Consider the following 18,545-nt stretch of genomic DNA (forward strand, 5'->3'; position numbering starts at 1 on the left):
TCAAGCTACTTTGTGCTAAACTAAAAATATGAAACATGATTTTAACCACAAAGCAGAAACTTTTGATTCACCTAAAAATATCTTCCTTGCAAACTTGGTTTGTCAAGCAGTCGAGAAACAGATTGATCTTCTATCAGACAAAGAAATTTTGGATTTCGGTGGAGGGACGGGTCTATTAACCTTGCCACTAGCCAAACAAGCCAAGTTTGTAACATTGGTAGATATTTCGGAGAAAATGCTGGAGCAAGCTCGTTTGAAAGCGGAGCAGCAAGACATCAAGAATATCCAGTTTCTGGAGCAAGATTTACTGGCAAATCCCTTGGAGAAAGAGTTTGATCTCATTGTTGTTTGTCGTGTTCTTCACCATATGCCTGATTTGGATGCAGCTCTCTCACTGTTTCATCAACATCTGATAGAAAATGGACAACTTTTACTTGCTGATTTTACCAAGACAGAAGCTAACCATCACGGATTTGAATTGGTTGAACTGGAAAACAGGCTAGCCCAGTTTGGTTTTTCATCTGTGCATAGTCAGATCCTCTATAGCGCTGAAGACCTGTTTCAAGGAAATTACTCAGAACTCTTTTTAACAGTAGCCCAAAAATCACTCGCCTAGTCAGGGAGTGATTTTTCTATAAGGATGGAAAAAAGAAGGGAAATTTGATAAGATAGGAATATGGATTTTGAAAAAATTGAACAAGCTTATACCTATTTACTAGAGAATGTCCAAGTCATTCAAAGTGATTTGGCGACCAACTTTTATGACGCCCTGGTGGAGCAAAACAGCATCTATCTGGATGGAGAAACTGAGCTAGAGCAGGTCAAAGAGAACAATCAGGCCCTTAAACGTTTAGCGCTACGCAAAGAAGAATGGCTCAAGACCTACCAGTTTCTCTTGATGAAGGCTGGGCAAACAGAACCCCTACAGGCTAATCACCAGTTTACACCGGATGCTATTGCCTTACTTTTGGTGTTTATTGTGGAAGAGTTGTTTAAAGAGGAGGAAATCACTATTCTCGAAATGGGTTCTGGCATGGGAATTTTGGGCGCTACTTTCTTGACCTCGCTTGATAAAAAGGTGGATTACTTGGGAATGGAAGTGGATGATTTGCTGATTGATTTGGCAGCTAGCATGGCAGATGTAATTGGTTTACAGGCTGGCTTTGTCCAAGGGGATGCCGTTCGTCCACAGATGCTCAAAGAAAGCGACGTGGTCATCAGCGACTTGCCTGTCGGCTATTATCCTGATGATGCCGTTGCGTTGCGTCATCAAGTTGCTTCTAGCCAAGAACATACTTACGCCCATCACTTGCTCATGGAACAAGGGCTTAAGTACCTCAAATCAGATGGATACGCTATTTTTCTCGCTCCGAGTGATTTGTTGACCAGTCCTCAAAGTGATTTGTTGAAAGGGTGGTTGAATGAGGAAGCAAGTCTGGTTGCTATGATTAGTTTGCCTGAAAATCTTTTTGCTAATGCCAAACAATCCAAGACGATTTTTATCTTACAGAAGAAAAGTGAAACAGCAGTAGAGACTTTTGTTTATCCACTTGCTAGCTTGCAAGATGCAAGTGTTTTAATGAAATTTAAAGAAAATTTTCAAAAATGGACTCAAGGTACTGAAATATAAAATAGATTTTGTTATAATAGATGAAAACGCTTAAAAAGGGGTATCATGTTATGACAAAAACAATTGCAATCAATGCGGGAAGTTCAAGTTTGAAATGGCAATTATACTTAATGCCAGAAGAAAAAGTATTGGCGAAAGGTTTGATTGAACGTATCGGTTTGAAAGATTCAATTTCAACTGTAAAATTTGATGGCCGTTCTGAACAACAAATTTTGGATATCGAAAATCACACACAAGCTGTTAAAATCTTATTGGATGACTTGATTCGTTTCGATATTATCAAGGCTTATGATGAGATTACAGGTGTTGGACACCGTGTTGTTGCAGGTGGAGAGTATTTCAAAGAATCAACAGTTGTTGAAGGGGATGTTTTAGAAAAAGTTGAAGAGTTGAGTTTGTTGGCTCCTCTCCACAATCCAGCTAATGCAGCAGGTGTTCGCGCCTTCAAGGAATTGTTGCCAGACATTACTAGTGTAGTTGTTTTTGATACTTCATTCCACACAACTATGCCAGAGAAAGCTTATCGCTACCCTCTACCAACAAAATATTACACAGAAAACAAGGTTCGTAAATATGGTGCCCACGGTACAAGTCACCAGTTTGTAGCAGGAGAAGCTGCAAAACTCTTGGGACGTCCATTAGAAGACTTAAAATTGATTACTTGCCATATCGGTAATGGTGCTTCTATTACAGCAGTTAAGGGCGGTCAATCTGTTGATACTTCAATGGGATTCACTCCACTTGGTGGTGTGATGATGGGAACACGTACAGGAGATATTGACCCAGCTATCATTCCTTACTTAATGCAATATACAGAGGACTTTAATACTCCTGAAGACATTAGTCACGTTCTTAATCGTGAATCAGGACTAATGGGGGTTTCAGGTAAATCTAGTGATATGCGTGATGTGATTGCTGCTATGGAAGAAGGGGATCACGATGCCACTTTAGCCTATGAAATGTATGTTGATCGTATCCAAAAACATATCGGTCAATACCTTGCAGTCTTAAATGGAGCAGATGCTATTATCTTTACTGCAGGTATCGGTGAAAATGCTGCAAACGTACGTGAAGATGTTATTTCAGGTATCTCTTGGTTCGGCTGTGATGTTGACCCAGAAAAGAACGTCTTTGGTGTGACAGGAGACATCTCAACAGAGGCAGCGAAAATCCGTGTTTTGGTTATTCCAACTGATGAAGAATTGGTCATTGCCCGTGACGTTGAACGATTGAAAAATAAGTAAAATTAGAAAAAAGATTCCGTACAAGGAGTTGGAAAAGAGATTTTTCCAGCTTCTTTTTCTGATGGAAATGTCCAAAACCTTGCTATGATTGGCTTTTTTGAAAAATATGGTATAATAGTAGTAATTTAATAGATGGAGTTGAGTTTTGAAGAAAAACTTTCGTGTAAAAAGAGAGAAAGATTTTAAGGCGATTTTCAAGGAGGGGACAAGTTTTGCCAATCGCAAGTTTGTTGTCTACCAACTAGAAAATCAGAAAAACCATTTTCGAGTAGGTCTATCAGTTAGCAAAAAACTGGGGAATGCCGTCACTAGAAATCAAATTAAGCGACGGATTCGGCATATTATCCAGAATGCAAAAGGGAGTCTGGCAGAAGATGTCGATTTTGTTGTCATTGCTCGAAAAGGGGTCGAAACCTTGGGATATGCAGAGATGGAGAAAAACCTACTCCACGTATTAAAATTATCAAAGATTTACCAGGAAGGAAATGGGAGTGAAAAAGAAACTACAGTTGACTAGTTTGCTAGGACTGTCCCTATTGATCATGACAGCCTGTGCGACCAATGGGACAACTAGCGATATTACAGCCGATTCGGCTGATTTTTGGAGTAAATTTGTTTACTTCTTTGCGGAAATCATTCGCTTTTTATCGTTTGATATCAGTATCGGAGTGGGGATTATCCTCTTTACGGTCTTGATTCGTACAGTTCTCTTGCCAGTCTTTCAAGTGCAAATGGTGGCGTCCAGAAAAATGCAGGAAGCTCAACCACGTATTAAGGCGCTTCGAGAACAATATCCAGGTCGAGATATGGAAAGCAGAACCAAGCTAGAGCAAGAAATGCGTAAAGTCTTTAAAGAAATGGGTGTCAGACAGTCAGATTCTCTTTGGCCGATTTTGATTCAGATGCCGGTTATCTTGGCCTTGTTCCAAGCTCTATCAAGAGTTGACTTTTTAAAGACAGGTCATTTCTTATGGATTAACCTTGGTGGTGTGGATACAACCTTTGTTCTTCCGATTTTAGCAGCTGTATTCACCTTTTTAAGTACTTGGTTGTCCAACAAAGCCTTGTCTGAGCGTAATGGAGCTACGACAGCAATGATGTACGGGATTCCGGTATTGATTTTTATCTTTGCAGTTTATGCGCCAGGTGGAGTCGCCCTCTACTGGACAGTGTCCAATGCTTATCAAGTCTTGCAAACCTATTTCTTGAACAATCCATTCAAGATTATTGCAGAGCGTGAGGCTGTAGCTCAGGCACAGAAAGATCTGGAAAATAGAAAAAGAAAAGCCAAGAAAAAGGCTCAGAAAACGAAATAATAAGGAGGAATCTGGTAATGGTAGTATTTACAGGTTCAACTGTTGAAGAAGCAATCCAGAAAGGATTGAAAGAATTAGATATCCCAAGACTGAAGGCTCACATCAAAGTCATTTCTCGTGAAAAAAATGGCTTTCTTGGTTTATTTGGTAAAAAACCAGCTCAAGTTGATATTGAAGCTATTAGTGAAACAACGGTCATTAAAGCTAATCAGCAGGCTGTAAAGGGTGTTCCTAAAGAAATTAACGAACAAAATGAACCAGTCAAAACAGTCAGTCAAGCGACTGTTGATTTAGGGCATGTTGTAGAAGCAATTAAAAAGATTGAAGAAGAAGGCCAAGGGGTTTCTGATGAAGTTAAGGCTGAAATTTTGAAAAATGAAAAACATGCTAACACCATTTTAGAAGAAACTGGGCATATTGAGATTTTAAATGAATTACAGCTTGAAGAAGCTGGTTTCGGAGAAGAAGTAGAAACTCCTATTATTGAGAGTCAAGCTGAACAAACTGAAAGTCAAGAATTAGAAGATTTGGGCTTAAAAGTGGAACCGAGTTTTGACATTGAACAAGTAGCTACGGAAGTAACGACTTATGTCCAAACAATCATTGATGATATGGATGTTGAGGCGACGATTTCAAATGATTATAACCGTCGTAGCATCAATCTGCAAATTGATACCAACGAACCAGGTCGTATTATCGGTTACCATGGCAAAGTTTTGAAGGCCTTGCAACTATTGGCTCAAAATTATCTTTATAACCGCTATTCAAGAACCTTCTACATTACTATTAATGTCAATGATTATGTTGAACATCGTGCAGAAGTCTTGCAGACCTATGCTCAAAAATTGGCGACTCGTGTTTTAGAAGAAGGACGTAGTCATCAAACAGATCCTATGTCAAATAGTGAACGCAAGATTATTCATCGTATTATTTCACGTATGGATGGCGTGACTAGTTACTCTGAAGGTGATGAGCCAAATCGCTATGTCGTTGTAGATACAGAATAAACAAAATCAGGGTTCTCCTGATTTTTTGCTAGCTGGAGAAGATTAAATTAATGTTGAATAAGATAAGAGACTATTTAGACTTTGCTGGTTTACAGTATCGTAATCCTGATAAAGCGGGAGCAGAGCGAGAGAAGATGCTGTCATTCCGTCACAAAGGTCAAGAGGCCAGAAAGGCTTTTACAGAACTGGCCAATGCCTTTCAAGCAAGCCATCCAGAATGGCAACTTCAACAGACTAGCCAGTGGATGAACCAAGCGCAACGCTTGAGACCACATTTCTGGGCTTATATACAGCGTGAGGGGAAAGTGACAGAGCCTATGCTAGCCTTACGTTTGTACGGGAATCCTTCTGATTTTGGTATTTCCTTAGAAGTCAGTTTCATCGAGCGCAAGAAAGATGAGCAAACTTTAGGCAAGCAGGCCAAGGTCCTAGAAGTTTCAGCGGTAGAAGGGATTTATTATCTAGTCTACTCTAATGGTCAAAGTCAAAGATGGGAGGCGAACGAAAAAAATCGTCAGGTCTTAGTCGAGAAGGTAGGAAGTCAAGAAATCCGAAAAGTGTTAGTTAAAGCAGATGTTTCTTTTATTGAAAATCAATCATTAGAAGTGATTTTAGAAAAATTAGAAGATGCTTATGAACGCTTACTTCCCTACTATCAGGCGACAAGAGAGTAGAAAATAGGAGACTTATCTAGCGCCGAATTGTTTAATTGCTATTCTATGTATTTTTTCATATAATAGTAAAATAGAATGTGTGATTCAATAATCACCTCAAATAGAAAGGAAATTCTATGTCAAATCTATCTGTTAATGCAATTCGTTTCCTAGGTATTGACGCTATCAACAAGGCCAACTCAGGTCACCCAGGTGTGGTTATGGGAGCGGCTCCGATGGCATACAGCCTCTTTACAAAACAACTTCGTATCAATCCAGCTCAACCAAACTGGATTAACCGTGACCGCTTTATTCTTTCAGCAGGCCATGGTTCAATGCTCCTTTATGCCCTTCTTCATCTTTCTGGTTTTGAAGATGTCAGCATGGATGAGATCAAGAGCTTCCGTCAATGGGGTTCAAAAACACCTGGTCACCCAGAATTTGGCCATACAGCAGGGATTGATGCTACCACAGGTCCTTTAGGTCAAGGGATTTCAACTGCCACTGGTTTTGCCCAAGCAGAACGTTTCTTGGCAGCCAAATATAATCGTGAAGGCTACAATATCTTTGACCACTATACTTATGTTATCTGTGGAGACGGAGACTTGATGGAAGGTGTCTCAAGCGAGGCGGCTTCATACGCAGGTCTGCAAAAACTAGACAAGTTGGTTGTTCTTTATGATTCAAATGATATCAACTTGGATGGTGAGACAAAGGATTCCTTTACAGAAAGTGTTCGTGACCGTTACAATGCCTACGGTTGGCATACTGCCTTGGTTGAAGATGGAACAGACTTGGAAGCTATTCATGCTGCTATCGAAACAGCTAAAGCTTCAGGCAAACCATCTTTGATTGAAGTGAAGACTGTTATTGGATACGGTTCTCCAAACAAACAGGGAACTAATGCCGTACACGGTGCTCCTCTTGGAGCAGATGAAACTGCAGCAACTCGTCAAGCCCTTGGTTGGGACTACGAACCATTTGAAATCCCAGAACAAGTATATGCTGATTTCAAAGAACATGTTGCAGACCGTGGTGCATCAGCTTATGAAGCATGGGCAAAACTAGTCGCAGATTACAAAGAAGCGCATCCAGAATTGGCTGCAGAAGTGGAAGCAATTATCGAAGGGCGCGATCCAGTTGAAGTGACTCCAGCAGACTTCCCAGCCTTAGAAAATGGCTTCTCTCAAGCAACTCGTAACTCGAGTCAGGATGCTTTGAACGTTGTGGCAGCTAAGTTACCAACCTTCTTAGGTGGATCAGCTGACCTAGCTCACTCAAACATGACTTATATCAAGACTGATGGACTTCAAGATGATACCAATCGCTTGAACCGTAACATTCAGTTTGGTGTTCGTGAATTTGCCATGGGAACAATCTTGAACGGGATGGCCCTTCACGGTGGACTTCGTGTATACGGTGGAACTTTCTTCGTCTTCTCTGACTATGTGAAGGCAGCTGTTCGCTTGTCAGCCTTACAAGGACTTCCTGTGACTTATGTCTTTACCCACGATTCTATTGCGGTTGGGGAAGACGGTCCGACTCACGAACCAGTTGAGCATTTAGCAGGTCTTCGTGCCATGCCAAATCTGAATGTTTTCCGTCCAGCAGATGCGCGTGAAACACAAGCAGCTTGGTACCTTGCAGTGACAAGTAAGAAAACACCAACTGCCCTTGTCTTGACACGTCAAAACTTGACTGTTGAAGAAGGAACAGATTTTGACAAGGTTGCAAAAGGTGCCTATGTTGTCTATGAAAATGCAGCAGACTTTGATACCATCTTGATTGCGACAGGTTCAGAGGTCAATCTTGCTGTCTCAGCTGCCAAAGAATTGGCTAGTCAAGGCGAAAAAGTACGCGTAGTCAGCATGCCATCTACAGATGTCTTTGATAAACAAGATGTAGCTTACAAGGAAGAAATTCTTCCAAATGCAGTTCGTCGTCGTGTTGCAGTCGAAATGGGTGCGACTCAAAACTGGTACAAATATGTTGGTCTCGATGGTGCCGTTCTTGGTATTGATGCCTTCGGAGCCTCTGCCCCAGCACCAAAAGTATTGGCAGAATATGGCTTTACGGTAGAAAATCTTGTTAAAGTAGTTCAAAACTTGAAATAATCCTAAAAATCAGGGCGCAAGCTCTGGTTTTTCTTACTAGAAAAGCAAGGTACAACCTTGTAAAAGTAGCTGAAATTTGATATAGTAGTCCTATGTAAAAGACAAAGGAGAAGACAATGAATCCAAATTATACATTTTTAATTATGCTTGTAGCGATGTTAGGCTTGATGTTCTTTATGCAACGTTCTCAAAAGAAACAAGCACAAAAACGTATGGAAAGCTTAAACAAACTACAAAAAGGCTATGAAGTGATTACAATCGGTGGACTTTACGGAACAGTCGATGAAGTAGATACTGAGAAGAGAACGATTGTTCTTGATGTAGATGGAGTTTACTTGACTTTTGAACTAGCTGCTATCAAGACCGTATTACCGCTGAAAGAAACAGCTTCACTAGAAGGTGCAATTGAAAAATAAGACGGGATTATTAACTCCCGTTTTTCTATAAAAGAAAGGAAATGGGATGAAAAAACTAGTCTTTGTCTGTCTGGGAAATATTTGCCGTAGCCCTATGGCCGAGTTTGTTATGAAATCAATGACAGATAATTATGAAATCCAAAGTCGAGCGACTTCTTCTTGGGAACATGGCAATCCGATTCATAAGGGAACTCAAGGGATTTTTCAACAGTATCAGATTCCTTATGATAAAGGCAAGACATCGCTTCAGATTAGTAAGGAAGATTTTGAAGCCTTTGATTATATTATCGGAATGGACGCTTCAAATGTTTCTGACTTACGTCAGATGTGTCCAGTAGACTGTCAAGATAAGATTTACTCATTTGCATCTGAAAGTGTTCCAGATCCTTGGTATACAGGAGATTTTGAGGAAACTTATAAGCGTGTTCAAGAGGGTTGTCAAGCTTGGTTAGAACGTTTAGAGAAGGAGAGTGAAGATGGAAAATCTTAAGAATTTTTACGAAAAGTATCGTGTCTATCTGACTCGTCCACGTTTAGAGCTTTTGGCAGTAGTTACGATTGTTTTTTGTGCTGTGCTCGTCTTTTTTCTAAATATTCCCGGAAAAGGTGTTCTAAAGCTTGATAATGGAACGATTGTTTACGATGGCAGTCTTGTACGTGGTAAAATGAATGGCCAAGGTACCATTACTTTCCAAAATGGGGACCAGTATACTGGTGGTTTCAACAATGGAGCCTTCAACGGAAAAGGTACCTTTCAATCTAAAGAAGGCTGGACCTACGAAGGTGATTTTGTAAATGGTCAGGCTGAAGGAAAAGGGAAACTAACAACAGAACAAGAAGTCGTTTATGAAGGGACTTTTAAACAAGGCGTTTTTCAACAAAAATAAAGCCTCCTTATCAAAGGAGGTATTGTTATCATTTAAAAGTAAGCGCTTACTAGAAAATCTATCTCTTTCCAAGCTCCTCTTCCAATCAAGCTTGTGAAATAAAAAAATATTTGAAATTCATTTCACAAACTCTAAAGAAAAAACTTGATAAGTAAAGAAAATGAGAAAAAATTCACAAACAATAAAAAATTCTTTGTGAAATGTTTATGAAACTGTTTACAAAGTTGAAATAATGCGTTATAATAAACTTGTGAAAAAATTAACAAAGGATATCGATCCTTGAAAGCTATGGAGGAAAATATGGCTGATAAAAAAACTGTGACACCAGAAGAAAAGAAACTCGCTGCTGAAAAGCATGTCGATGGCTTGGTGCAAAAAGCTTTAGTTGCTCTTGAGGAAATGCGTAAACTCGACCAAGAACAGGTCGACTACATCGTAGCTAAAGCGTCAGTGGCAGCTTTGGATGCCCACGGAGAATTGGCTTTACATGCCTTTGAAGAAACAGGACGTGGTGTATTTGAAGATAAAGCAACTAAGAACTTGTTTGCTTGTGAACACGTAGTAAACAACATGCGCCACACTAAGACAGTTGGCGTTATCGAAGAAGACGATGTAACAGGTTTGACTCTTATTGCTGAACCAGTTGGTGTTGTCTGTGGTATCACTCCAACAACAAACCCAACATCAACAGCAATCTTCAAATCATTGATTTCATTGAAGACACGTAATCCAATCGTTTTTGCCTTCCACCCATCAGCTCAAGAATCATCAGCTCACGCAGCTCAAATCGTTCGTGATGCTGCGATTAAAGCAGGTGCTCCTGAAAACTGTGTACAGTGGATTACTGAACCATCTATGGAAGCAACTAGTGCGCTTATGAACCACGAAGGTGTTGCAACAATCCTTGCAACAGGTGGTAATGCCATGGTTAAAGCTGCATACTCATGTGGTAAACCAGCTCTTGGAGTAGGTGCCGGAAACGTTCCAGCTTATGTTGAAAAATCAGCAAACATTCGTCAAGCTGCACACGATATCGTTATGTCTAAATCATTTGACAACGGTATGGTCTGTGCATCTGAACAAGCGGTTATCATTGATAAAGAAATTTACGATGAATTTGTAGCAGAGTTCAAATCTTATCACACTTACTTTGTAAACAAAAAAGAAAAAGCTCTTCTTGAAGAATTCTGCTTCGGCGTGAAAGCAAACAGCAAAAACTGTGCTGGTGCAAAATTGAACGCTGACATCGTTGGTAAACCAGCAACTTGGATTGCAGAACAAGCAGGATTTACTGTTCCAGAAGGAACAAACATTCTTGCTGCTGAATGTAAAGAAGTTGGTGAAAACGAGCCATTGACTCGTGAAAAATTGTCACCAGTTATCGCAGTTTTGAAATCTGAAAGCCGTGAAGATGGTATTACTAAGGCTCGTCAAATGGTTGAATTTAACGGTCTTGGACACTCAGCAGCTATCCACACAGCTGACGAAGAATTGACTAAAGAATTTGGTAAAGCTGTTAAAGCTATTCGTGTTATCTGTAACTCACCTTCTACTTTCGGTGGTATCGGGGACGTTTACAATGCCTTCTTGCCATCATTGACACTTGGATGTGGTTCTTACGGACGCAACTCAGTTGGGGATAACGTTAGTGCCATTAACCTCTTGAATATCAAAAAAGTCGGAAGACGGAGAAATAACATGCAATGGATGAAACTTCCTTCAAAAACATACTTTGAACGTGATTCAATTCAATACCTTCAAAAATGTCGTGACGTTGAACGTGTCATGATCGTTACTGACCATGCCATGGTAGAGCTTGGCTTCCTTGATCGTATCATCGAACAACTTGACCTTCGTCGCAATAAGGTTGTTTACCAAATCTTTGCTGATGTAGAACCAGATCCAGATATCACTACAGTTGAACGTGGTACTGAAATCATGCGTGCCTTCAAACCAGATACAATCATCGCTCTTGGTGGTGGATCTCCAATGGATGCTGCTAAAGTAATGTGGCTCTTCTACGAACAACCAGAAGTGGACTTCCGTGACCTTGTACAAAAATTCATGGATATCCGTAAACGTGCCTTCAAATTCCCATTGCTTGGTAAGAAGACTAAATTCATCGCAATCCCAACAACATCTGGTACAGGATCTGAAGTAACACCATTTGCCGTTATCTCTGATAAAGCAAATAACCGTAAATACCCAATCGCTGACTACTCATTGACACCAACTGTGGCAATCGTAGACCCTGCTTTGGTATTGACAGTTCCTGGATTTGTTGCTGCGGACACTGGTATGGACGTATTGACTCACGCGACTGAAGCTTACGTATCACAAATGGCTAGCGACTACACTGACGGTCTTGCACTTCAAGCCATCAAGCTTGTATTTGAAAACCTTGAAAGCTCAGTTAAGAATGCAGACTTCCATTCACGCGAAAAAATGCATAACGCTTCAACTATTGCTGGTATGGCCTTTGCCAATGCCTTCCTAGGTATTTCTCATTCAATGGCCCATAAGATTGGTGCTCAATTCCACACAATCCACGGTCGTACAAATGCAATCTTGCTTCCATACGTCATCCGCTACAACGGTACACGTCCAGCTAAGACAGCAACATGGCCTAAGTACAACTACTACCGTGCAGATGAAAAATACCAAGATATCGCACGCATGCTTGGGCTTCCAGCTTCTACTCCAGAAGAAGGTGTGGAATCTTACGCAAAAGCTGTCTACGAACTTGGTGAGCGCGTAGGTATCCAAATGAACTTCAAAGCACAAGGAATTGATGAAAAAGAATGGAAAGAACATTCACGTGAATTGGCCTTCCTTGCTTACGAAGACCAATGTTCACCTGCTAACCCACGCCTTCCAATGGTTGACCATATGCAAGAAATCATCGAAGATTCTTACTATGGCTACAAAGAAAGACCAGGACGCCGTAAATAATTGTTATCAGCCTAGAGGCAGGAATTTCCTGTCTCTTTTTTGTAAAATTGGAAGATTGAAAATAATTTTTATCTTTTCAATTTTCACTTTTCATCTGAAAAGGAAAGTGGGAAATGACTAGGTAGACAAAGAAAGACAGCAGTATAGGCTTTCAAAGGAGAAAGAAAAATAAGTGGGGTATAGATAAAAAACAACGCCCGTACTTGCAATTAAACTTAAATAGTTATATAATAGGTTTGTTGAAAGGTGATTTGTAGTGATTCAAGTTACTCTTTTCACAATAAAAATTTCATGATTTTCATAAGGAGGAAATCACTAATGGTAGTTAAAGTTGGTATTAACGGTTTCGGACGTATCGGTCGTCTTGCTTTCCGTCGTATCCAAAACGTAGAAGGTGTTGAAGTTACTCGTATCAACGACCTTACAGATCCAGTTATGCTTGCACACTTGTTGAAATACGACACAACTCAAGGTCGTTTCGACGGTACTGTTGAAGTTAAAGAAGGTGGATTTGAAGTTAACGGTAAATTCATCAAAGTTTCTGCTGAACGTGATCCAGAACAAATCGACTGGGCTAACGACGGTGTAGAAATCGTTCTTGAAGCTACTGGTTTCTTTGCTAAGAAAGCAGCTGCTGAAAAACACTTGCACGCTGGTGGAGCTAAAAAAGTTGTTATCACTGCTCCTGGTGGAAACGACGTTAAAACAGTTGTATTCAACACTAACCACGACGTTCTTGACGGTACTGAAACAGTTATCTCAGGTGCTTCATGTACTACAAACTGCTTGGCTCCAATGGCTAAAGCTCTTCAAGACAACTTTGGTGTTGTTGAAGGATTGATGACTACTATCCACGCTTACACTGGTGACCAAATGATCCTTGACGGACCACACCGTGGTGGTGACCTTCGCCGTGCTCGCGCTGGTGCTGCAAACATCGTTCCTAACTCAACTGGTGCTGCAAAAGCTATCGGTCTTGTAATCCCAGAATTGAACGGTAAACTTGACGGATCTGCACAACGCGTTCCAACTCCAACTGGATCAGTTACTGAATTGGTAGCTGTTCTTGAAAAGAACGTTACTGTTGATGAAGTGAACGCAGCTATGAAAGCAGCTTCAAACGAATCATACGGTTACACAGAAGATCCAATCGTATCTTCAGATATCGTAGGTATGTCTTACGGTTCATTGTTTGACGCAACTCAAACTAAAGTTCTTGACGTTGACGGTAAACAATTGGTTAAAGTTGTATCATGGTACGACAACGAAATGTCATACACTGCACAACTTGTTCGTACTCTTGAATACTTCGCAAAAATCGCTAAATAATTCTTGAGTCGATAAAAAGCAAGGCCTCTGGTCTTGCTTTTTAAATATTTAAAAATGGATGACGCTATCATCCATTCTTTTTTAACTCTTTTTCAAAAGTATCTGATAGGGTAGTGAAGCTTAATTTCTCTAGAGTAAGCGGATGGGTAAAGGACAGTCGAAAGGCGTGGAGCATAAGCCGACTTGTTTTTGATTTACTATTATAGAGAGGGTCGCCTAAAATAGGGAAGTTATGATGCGAAAGGTGCACACGAATCTGATGGGTTCGCCCGGTCTTTAGTTTGCAACGAACCAAGGAAGTTTTGTCTGGGAATTGCTTTAATCTGCTTACATGCGTTTCAGCATATTGCCCATTTTTTGTATCAACTATTCGTTTTCTGCGGTCATGGCGATCACGCCCAATTTTGTCTTTGAAAACAAGTTCTTTGCTGTTGATATGTCCGTCGACCTGTGCCCAATATTCCCTAGAAATCTCTTTTTTCTCCAGTAAGCGATTGAGAATAGGCAGGATAAAAGGATTTTTGGCAAAGAGAACCAAGCCACTGGTTTCCATGTCTAGACGATGAACAACATAGCAGGTTTGGCCAACATAGGCACTGACATGGTTAAGAAGGGCGATTTCGTTTGGCTGATTACCATGCGTTTTCATCCCCTCTGGTTTGTTGACAATAATCAAGTGTTGATCTTGATAAACCTCTTGAACGAGGTTAGGATTGCCCCAAGGGATTTCTTTTTCGGGATAATCTTCCTTGTCAAAAGTTAACTGGCAAATATCTCCAGGATTTACCGTCTCGTTCCAATGAACTTCTCGCTGATTAATCAAAATGTGTTTCTTGATTCTCAAAAAATGACGGATTTTTCTAGGGATGAGGAGTTGTTCCTCAAGTAATTGCTTTACCGTCATTTGAGGTAGAGAGTCTGGTAATGTAAATGTGAATTTCATACAGATATTGTAACAAAAAAAGCCCTATTTGGATAGGAAATAGCTAAATTCTTGTCTTCCTATGATGAAGATGATAAAATAAACGCATGAAATTAGATAAATTGTTTGAGAAATTTCTTTCTCTTTTTAAAAAAGAAACAAGTGAATCAGAGGACTCTGATTCTACTAGCTTACGTCGCTCTCGTAGTGATCGAAAAAAATTAGCCCAAGTGGGTCCAATTCGAAAATTCTGGCGTCGCTATCATCTAACAAAGATTGTCCTTATACTAGGATTGAGTGCAAGCTTGCTAGTTGGAACCTATTTGTTTGCTGTTGCCAAATCAACCAATGTCAATGATTTGCAAAATGCCTTGAAAACTCGAACTCTCATTTTTGACCGTGAAGAAAAGGAGGCTGGTGCCTTGTCTGGTCAAAAAGGAACTTATGTTGAATTGACTGATATCAGTAAAAATTTGCAGAATGCCGTTATTGCGACAGAAGACCGTTCTTTTTATAAAAATGACGGGATTAACTATGGTCGTTTCTTCTTGGCGATTGTCACTGCTGGTCGTTCAGGTGGTGGTTCTACTATTACTCAACAGCTGGCTAAAAATGCCTATCTGTCGCAGGATCAAACTGTTGAGAGAAAAGCAAAAGAATTTTTCCTTGCCTTAGAATTAACAAAAAAATATAGTAAGGATCAGATCTTAACCATGTACCTTAACAATGCCTATTTTGGAAATGGTGTGTGGGGTGTAGAAGATGCGAGTAAGAAATACTTTGGAGTTTCTGCATCAGAAGTGAGTCTGGATCAAGCTGCGACTCTGGCAGGGATGCTCAAAGGACCGGAACTGTATAACCCCTTGAAATCTGTAGAAGATTCTACTAATCGTCGTGATACTGTCTTGCAAAATATGCTTGCAGCGGGTTACATTGATAAAAACCAAGAAACCGAAGCTGCAGAAGTTGATATGACTTCGCAATTGCACGATAAGTATGAAGGAAAAATCTCAGATTACCGCTATCCTTCTTACTTTGATGCGGTGGTTAACGAAGCCATTTCCAAGTATAATCTAACAGAGGAAGAAATTGTCAATAATGGCTACCGCATTTACACGGAGCTAGACCAAAACTATCAAGCAAATATGCAGGTTGTCTATGAAAATATATCACTATTTCCGAGGGCAGAGGATGGAACATTTGCTCAATCAGGAAGTGTAGCTCTCGAACCGAAAACAGGTGGAGTTCGTGGAGTTGTTGGTCAGGTTGCTGGCAATGATAAAACTGGATTCCGGAATTTCAACTATGCAACTCAATCAAAACGTAGTCCTGGTTCTACAATTAAGCCTTTAGTTGTTTATACGCCAGCAGTTGAAGCAGGTTGGGCTTTGAATAAGCAATTGGATAACCATACCATGCAGTACGACAGCTATAAGGTTGATAACTATGCAGGGATCAAAACGAGTCGAGAAGTTCCTATGTATCAAGCCTTGGCAGAGTCGCTTAATCTACCTGCTGTTGCCACTGTTAATGATTTGGGCGTCGACAAGGCTTTTGAGTCAGGCGAAAAATTCGGACTCAACATGGAAAAGGTCGACCGTGTTCTTGGTGTCGCCTTGGGAAGTGGTGTCGAAACCAATCCTCTGCAAATGGCTCAAGCATATGCTGCCTTTGCAAATGAAGGTTTAATGCCTGAAGCTCATTTTATTAGTAGAATTGAAAATGCTAGTGGACAAGTTATAGCAAGCCATAAAAATTCACAAAAACGGGTGATTGATAAGTCTGTAGCTGATAAGATGACCAGTATGATGTTGGGGACATTCACCAACGGTACCGGTATTAGTTCATCGCCTGCAGATTATGTCATGGCAGGAAAAACTGGTACAACTGAAGCGGTTTTCAATCCAGAATATACAAGTGACCAGTGGGTAATTGGTTATACACCGGATGTAGTGATTAGTCACTGGCTTGGTTTCCCGACGACTGATGAAAATCACTATCTAGCAGGATCTACTTCAAACGGTGCAGCCCATGTCTTTAGAAACATTGCAAATACCATTTTACCTTATACGCCAGGAAGTACCTTTACAGTTGAAAATGCTTATAAGCAAAATGGAATTGCACCAGCCAATACAAGAAATCAAGTGCAGAGTAATGAAGAAAATCAGGCGGATAATAGCCTTTCTGATATTAGAAGTCGTGCACAAAATCTGGTAGATGAGGCTAGCCGTGCTATCTCGGATGCGAAGATTAAGGAAAAGGCTCAAACGATATGGGATTCGGTAGTCAATCTATTTCGTTAAGATGCTTGTCAAAGCCTAGCTTTCTTGTTATAATAGATAAGATGGAGGCGTTATGGCACTAAAAAAAGCAAGCCTAGCTTGTGCGGTTTGTGGTTCAAGAAACTATTCAATCAAGATCAGCGGAAACCCCAAGCCAACACGACTAGAAGTAAATAAATTTTGTAAACATTGTGGTAAGTACACTACACACAGAGAAACGAGATAGGAGAGAGCGATGCGTTTTATTGGAGATATTTTTAGACTTCTTAAAGACACAACATGGCCAACTCGCAAGGAAAGCTGGAGAGATTTTCGTTCTATCATGGAATACACTGCTTTCTTTGTTGTGATTATTTATATTTTTGACAAGTTGATTGTTTCAGGTTTGATTCGATTTATTAATATTTTTTAGAAGACCTGTGGAGTTATTCACGCTAGAAATCTTCTATTATGAAAGGAAGTATCATGGATAGTTTTGATAAAGGATGGTTTGTCTTACAAACCTATTCTGGTTATGAAAATAAGGTAAAAGAAAATCTATTACAACGTGCACAAACCTACAATATGTTGGATAATATTTTACGTGTTGAAATTCCAACACAAACAGTGCAAGTTGAAAAAAATGGAAAGAGAAAAGAAGTAGAAGAAAATCGCTTCCCAGGTTATGTTCTTGTGGAAATGGTGATGACAGATGAAGCTTGGTTTGTTGTTCGAAACACACCAAACGTTACAGGATTCGTCGGATCTCACGGAAATAGATCAAAACCAACTCCATTATTGGAACAAGAAATCCGTGATATCTTGGTTTCTATGGGACAAACTGTACAAGAGTTTGATATCGATGTTGAAGTTGGTCAAACTGTACGTATCATTGATGGTGCTTTTGCAGACTATACTGGTAAGATTGCAGAGATTGATAACAATAAAGTGAAGATGATTATCTCTATGTTTGGTAATGACACAGTTGCAGAAGTAAACCTAAATCAAATTGCAGAATTATAACCGAAAGAGAGGCTTGTCCTCTCTTTTTTGTGCAGTTTAGACGGTGTAGGGGACAGAATAGGTGAAATATCCCAATTATCTTCTTGATTTGTTAGACTGTATCTAGAAAGGGGAACGTTATGTTTAAAGAATTGTATAAAGAAGTCCAGGGGATTGTATATAAGTGTAGAAATGAATATTACCTTCATTTATGGGATTTATCGGATTGGGACCAAGAGGGAATGATTTGCTTACATGAATTGATCAGTAGAGAAGAAGAGCTGGCAGAAGATATTCCTCGTTTAAGGAAATACTTCAAAACTAAGTTCCGGAATCGAATTCTAGACTATATCCGTAAGCAGGAAAGTCAAAAACGAAGATATGATAAAGAACCCTATGAAGAAGTAGGTGAGATTAGTCATCGTATCAGTGAGGGAGGTCTGTGGCTAGATGATTATTATCTCTTTCATGAGACACTAAGAGATTATAGAAGCAAACAAAGTAAAGAGCAACAAGAAGAGTTAGAACGCGTCTTAAGACATGAACGCTTCCGAGGGCGTCAAAGAGTATTAAGAGACTTACGTATTGTGTTTAAGGAGTTTGATATCCGTACACACTAGGAAGCCATGCAAAAAATAAAAAAGTTTAAAAAAGGTGTTGACAAGTCAGAAAAAGTCGGTATAATAGTAAGAGTTGAAAATAACAACTCCGGTCCGTTGGTCAAGGGGTTAAGACACCGCCTTTTCACGGCGGTAACACGGGTTCGAATCCCGTACGGACTATGGTATGTTGTGGTTGAGGCACTTGATGAA

General features: G+C 40.0%; 19 protein-coding genes and 1 tRNA gene. 19 read left to right on the forward strand and 1 reads right to left on the reverse strand.

All coding sequences use genetic code 11. The features are described from left to right. Positions 1 to 28 precede the first annotated feature (28 nt). The 13 genes from TZ91_RS06840 (at position 29) to gap (ending at position 13,548) form a co-directional block, all read left to right on the forward strand. Positions 29 to 616: a class I SAM-dependent methyltransferase gene (locus tag TZ91_RS06840; RefSeq protein ID WP_033687401.1), complete on the forward strand. Its 588-nt coding sequence runs from the start codon at positions 29 to 31 to the stop codon at positions 614 to 616. A gap of 60 nt (positions 617 to 676) precedes the next feature. After that, positions 677 to 1,630, forward strand: a complete 954-nt coding sequence (locus tag TZ91_RS06845) for a class I SAM-dependent methyltransferase (RefSeq protein WP_033687399.1) — start codon at positions 677 to 679, stop codon at positions 1,628 to 1,630. 50 nt (positions 1,631 to 1,680) lie between these two features. Beyond that, a complete protein-coding gene (locus tag TZ91_RS06850; protein ID WP_033687397.1) occupies positions 1,681 to 2,874 on the forward strand; it encodes an acetate kinase in 1,194 nt (397 codons plus the stop codon). A 145-nt stretch (positions 2,875 to 3,019) separates the two neighbouring features. Continuing rightward, positions 3,020 to 3,391 (forward strand): ribonuclease P protein component, encoded by a 372-nt coding sequence (rnpA, locus tag TZ91_RS06855; RefSeq protein ID WP_000739242.1) that lies wholly within the window; start codon positions 3,020 to 3,022, stop codon positions 3,389 to 3,391. Further along, positions 3,366 to 4,190 carry a membrane protein insertase YidC gene (locus TZ91_RS06860; RefSeq protein WP_200872821.1) on the forward strand — a complete coding sequence of 275 codons (825 nt, stop codon included), beginning with the start codon at positions 3,366 to 3,368 and terminating at the stop codon, positions 4,188 to 4,190. The genes rnpA and TZ91_RS06860 overlap by 26 nt, the downstream gene beginning before the upstream one ends. Positions 4,191 to 4,207: 17 nt before the next feature. Next, the gene (gene jag, locus TZ91_RS06865; RefSeq protein ID WP_033687393.1) at positions 4,208 to 5,197 is read left to right on the forward strand and encodes an RNA-binding cell elongation regulator Jag/EloR; all 990 of its coding nucleotides are present in this window, start codon (positions 4,208 to 4,210) and stop codon (positions 5,195 to 5,197) included. 50 nt (positions 5,198 to 5,247) lie between these two features. Beyond that, positions 5,248 to 5,871, forward strand: coding sequence for a hypothetical protein (locus TZ91_RS06870; protein ID WP_033687391.1), 624 nt, complete (start codon positions 5,248 to 5,250; stop codon positions 5,869 to 5,871). Between the two features lie 116 nt (positions 5,872 to 5,987). Beyond that, positions 5,988 to 7,964, forward strand: a complete 1,977-nt coding sequence (tkt, locus tag TZ91_RS06875) for a transketolase (protein ID WP_033687389.1) — start codon at positions 5,988 to 5,990, stop codon at positions 7,962 to 7,964. A 116-nt stretch (positions 7,965 to 8,080) separates the two neighbouring features. Continuing rightward, positions 8,081 to 8,380: a preprotein translocase subunit YajC gene (yajC, locus tag TZ91_RS06880; RefSeq protein ID WP_001069289.1), complete on the forward strand. Its 300-nt coding sequence runs from the start codon at positions 8,081 to 8,083 to the stop codon at positions 8,378 to 8,380. 46 nt (positions 8,381 to 8,426) lie between these two features. Next, complete coding sequence (locus TZ91_RS06885) at positions 8,427 to 8,870, forward strand: low molecular weight protein-tyrosine-phosphatase (RefSeq protein ID WP_033687388.1); 444 nt, start codon at positions 8,427 to 8,429, stop codon at positions 8,868 to 8,870. Further along, a complete protein-coding gene (locus tag TZ91_RS06890; protein ID WP_020902388.1) occupies positions 8,857 to 9,267 on the forward strand; it encodes an MORN repeat-containing protein in 411 nt (136 codons plus the stop codon). The genes TZ91_RS06885 and TZ91_RS06890 overlap by 14 nt, the downstream gene beginning before the upstream one ends. A gap of 300 nt (positions 9,268 to 9,567) precedes the next feature. Next, positions 9,568 to 12,219 (forward strand): bifunctional acetaldehyde-CoA/alcohol dehydrogenase, encoded by a 2,652-nt coding sequence (gene adhE, locus TZ91_RS06895; protein WP_045597464.1) that lies wholly within the window; start codon positions 9,568 to 9,570, stop codon positions 12,217 to 12,219. Between the two features lie 318 nt (positions 12,220 to 12,537). Continuing rightward, on the forward strand, positions 12,538 to 13,548 hold the full coding sequence (gene gap, locus TZ91_RS06900; RefSeq protein WP_033687386.1) for a type I glyceraldehyde-3-phosphate dehydrogenase: 1,011 nt from the start codon (positions 12,538 to 12,540) through the stop codon (positions 13,546 to 13,548). Between the two features lie 67 nt (positions 13,549 to 13,615). Here gap and TZ91_RS06905 read toward each other — a convergent pair whose 3' ends face one another. Beyond that, a complete protein-coding gene (locus TZ91_RS06905) occupies positions 13,616 to 14,491 on the reverse strand; it encodes an RluA family pseudouridine synthase (protein ID WP_080702889.1) in 876 nt (291 codons plus the stop codon). Positions 14,492 to 14,577: 86 nt separating this feature from the next. On the opposite strand from TZ91_RS06905, the gene pbp2a reads away from it, so the two are divergent. The 6 genes from pbp2a to TZ91_RS06935 all read left to right on the forward strand — a co-directional run bounded on the left by pbp2a (position 14,578) and on the right by TZ91_RS06935 (position 18,515). Then, positions 14,578 to 16,773 (forward strand): penicillin-binding protein PBP2A, encoded by a 2,196-nt coding sequence (pbp2a, locus tag TZ91_RS06910; RefSeq protein WP_033687383.1) that lies wholly within the window; start codon positions 14,578 to 14,580, stop codon positions 16,771 to 16,773. A 52-nt stretch (positions 16,774 to 16,825) separates the two neighbouring features. Next, positions 16,826 to 16,978 carry a 50S ribosomal protein L33 gene (gene rpmG / locus TZ91_RS06915; RefSeq protein WP_001809375.1) on the forward strand — a complete coding sequence of 51 codons (153 nt, stop codon included), beginning with the start codon at positions 16,826 to 16,828 and terminating at the stop codon, positions 16,976 to 16,978. A 9-nt stretch (positions 16,979 to 16,987) separates the two neighbouring features. Then, positions 16,988 to 17,164 carry a preprotein translocase subunit SecE gene (gene secE / locus TZ91_RS06920; RefSeq protein WP_001210990.1) on the forward strand — a complete coding sequence of 59 codons (177 nt, stop codon included), beginning with the start codon at positions 16,988 to 16,990 and terminating at the stop codon, positions 17,162 to 17,164. Positions 17,165 to 17,217: 53 nt separating this feature from the next. Continuing rightward, positions 17,218 to 17,754 (forward strand): transcription termination/antitermination protein NusG, encoded by a 537-nt coding sequence (gene nusG, locus TZ91_RS06925; RefSeq protein WP_033687381.1) that lies wholly within the window; start codon positions 17,218 to 17,220, stop codon positions 17,752 to 17,754. A 119-nt stretch (positions 17,755 to 17,873) separates the two neighbouring features. Further along, positions 17,874 to 18,353 (forward strand): sigma-70 RNA polymerase sigma factor region 4 domain-containing protein, encoded by a 480-nt coding sequence (locus tag TZ91_RS06930; RefSeq protein ID WP_045597466.1) that lies wholly within the window; start codon positions 17,874 to 17,876, stop codon positions 18,351 to 18,353. 90 nt (positions 18,354 to 18,443) lie between these two features. After that, positions 18,444 to 18,515, forward strand: a tRNA-Glu gene (locus tag TZ91_RS06935). Positions 18,516 to 18,545: the final 30 nt, after the last annotated feature.

It is taken from the genome of Streptococcus mitis, from assembly GCF_000960025.1.
In the GTDB taxonomy this organism is placed as follows: Bacteria; Bacillota; Bacilli; order Lactobacillales; family Streptococcaceae; genus Streptococcus; species Streptococcus mitis_DH.

Bases quoted from the DNA above. Each gene is read 5' to 3' on its own strand.
- TZ91_RS06840 (WP_033687401.1), top strand. From the start codon at position 29: ATGAAACATGATTTTAACCACAAAGCAGAAACTTTTGATTCACCTAAA.
- TZ91_RS06845 (WP_033687399.1), top strand. From the start codon at position 677: ATGGATTTTGAAAAAATTGAACAAGCTTATACCTATTTACTAGAGAAT.
- TZ91_RS06850 (WP_033687397.1), top strand. From the start codon at position 1,681: ATGACAAAAACAATTGCAATCAATGCGGGAAGTTCAAGTTTGAAATGG.
- jag (WP_033687393.1), top strand. From the start codon at position 4,208: ATGGTAGTATTTACAGGTTCAACTGTTGAAGAAGCAATCCAGAAAGGA.
- TZ91_RS06870 (WP_033687391.1), top strand. From the start codon at position 5,248: ATGTTGAATAAGATAAGAGACTATTTAGACTTTGCTGGTTTACAGTAT.
- tkt (WP_033687389.1), top strand. From the start codon at position 5,988: ATGTCAAATCTATCTGTTAATGCAATTCGTTTCCTAGGTATTGACGCT.
- yajC (WP_001069289.1), top strand. From the start codon at position 8,081: ATGAATCCAAATTATACATTTTTAATTATGCTTGTAGCGATGTTAGGC.
- TZ91_RS06885 (WP_033687388.1), top strand. From the start codon at position 8,427: ATGAAAAAACTAGTCTTTGTCTGTCTGGGAAATATTTGCCGTAGCCCT.
- TZ91_RS06890 (WP_020902388.1), top strand. From the start codon at position 8,857: ATGGAAAATCTTAAGAATTTTTACGAAAAGTATCGTGTCTATCTGACT.
- adhE (WP_045597464.1), top strand. From the start codon at position 9,568: ATGGCTGATAAAAAAACTGTGACACCAGAAGAAAAGAAACTCGCTGCT.
- gap (WP_033687386.1), top strand. From the start codon at position 12,538: ATGGTAGTTAAAGTTGGTATTAACGGTTTCGGACGTATCGGTCGTCTT.
- TZ91_RS06905 (WP_080702889.1), bottom strand. From the start codon at position 14,491: ATGAAATTCACATTTACATTACCAGACTCTCTACCTCAAATGACGGTA.
- pbp2a (WP_033687383.1), top strand. From the start codon at position 14,578: ATGAAATTAGATAAATTGTTTGAGAAATTTCTTTCTCTTTTTAAAAAA.
- rpmG (WP_001809375.1), top strand. From the start codon at position 16,826: ATGGCACTAAAAAAAGCAAGCCTAGCTTGTGCGGTTTGTGGTTCAAGA.
- secE (WP_001210990.1), top strand. From the start codon at position 16,988: ATGCGTTTTATTGGAGATATTTTTAGACTTCTTAAAGACACAACATGG.
- nusG (WP_033687381.1), top strand. From the start codon at position 17,218: ATGGATAGTTTTGATAAAGGATGGTTTGTCTTACAAACCTATTCTGGT.
- TZ91_RS06930 (WP_045597466.1), top strand. From the start codon at position 17,874: ATGTTTAAAGAATTGTATAAAGAAGTCCAGGGGATTGTATATAAGTGT.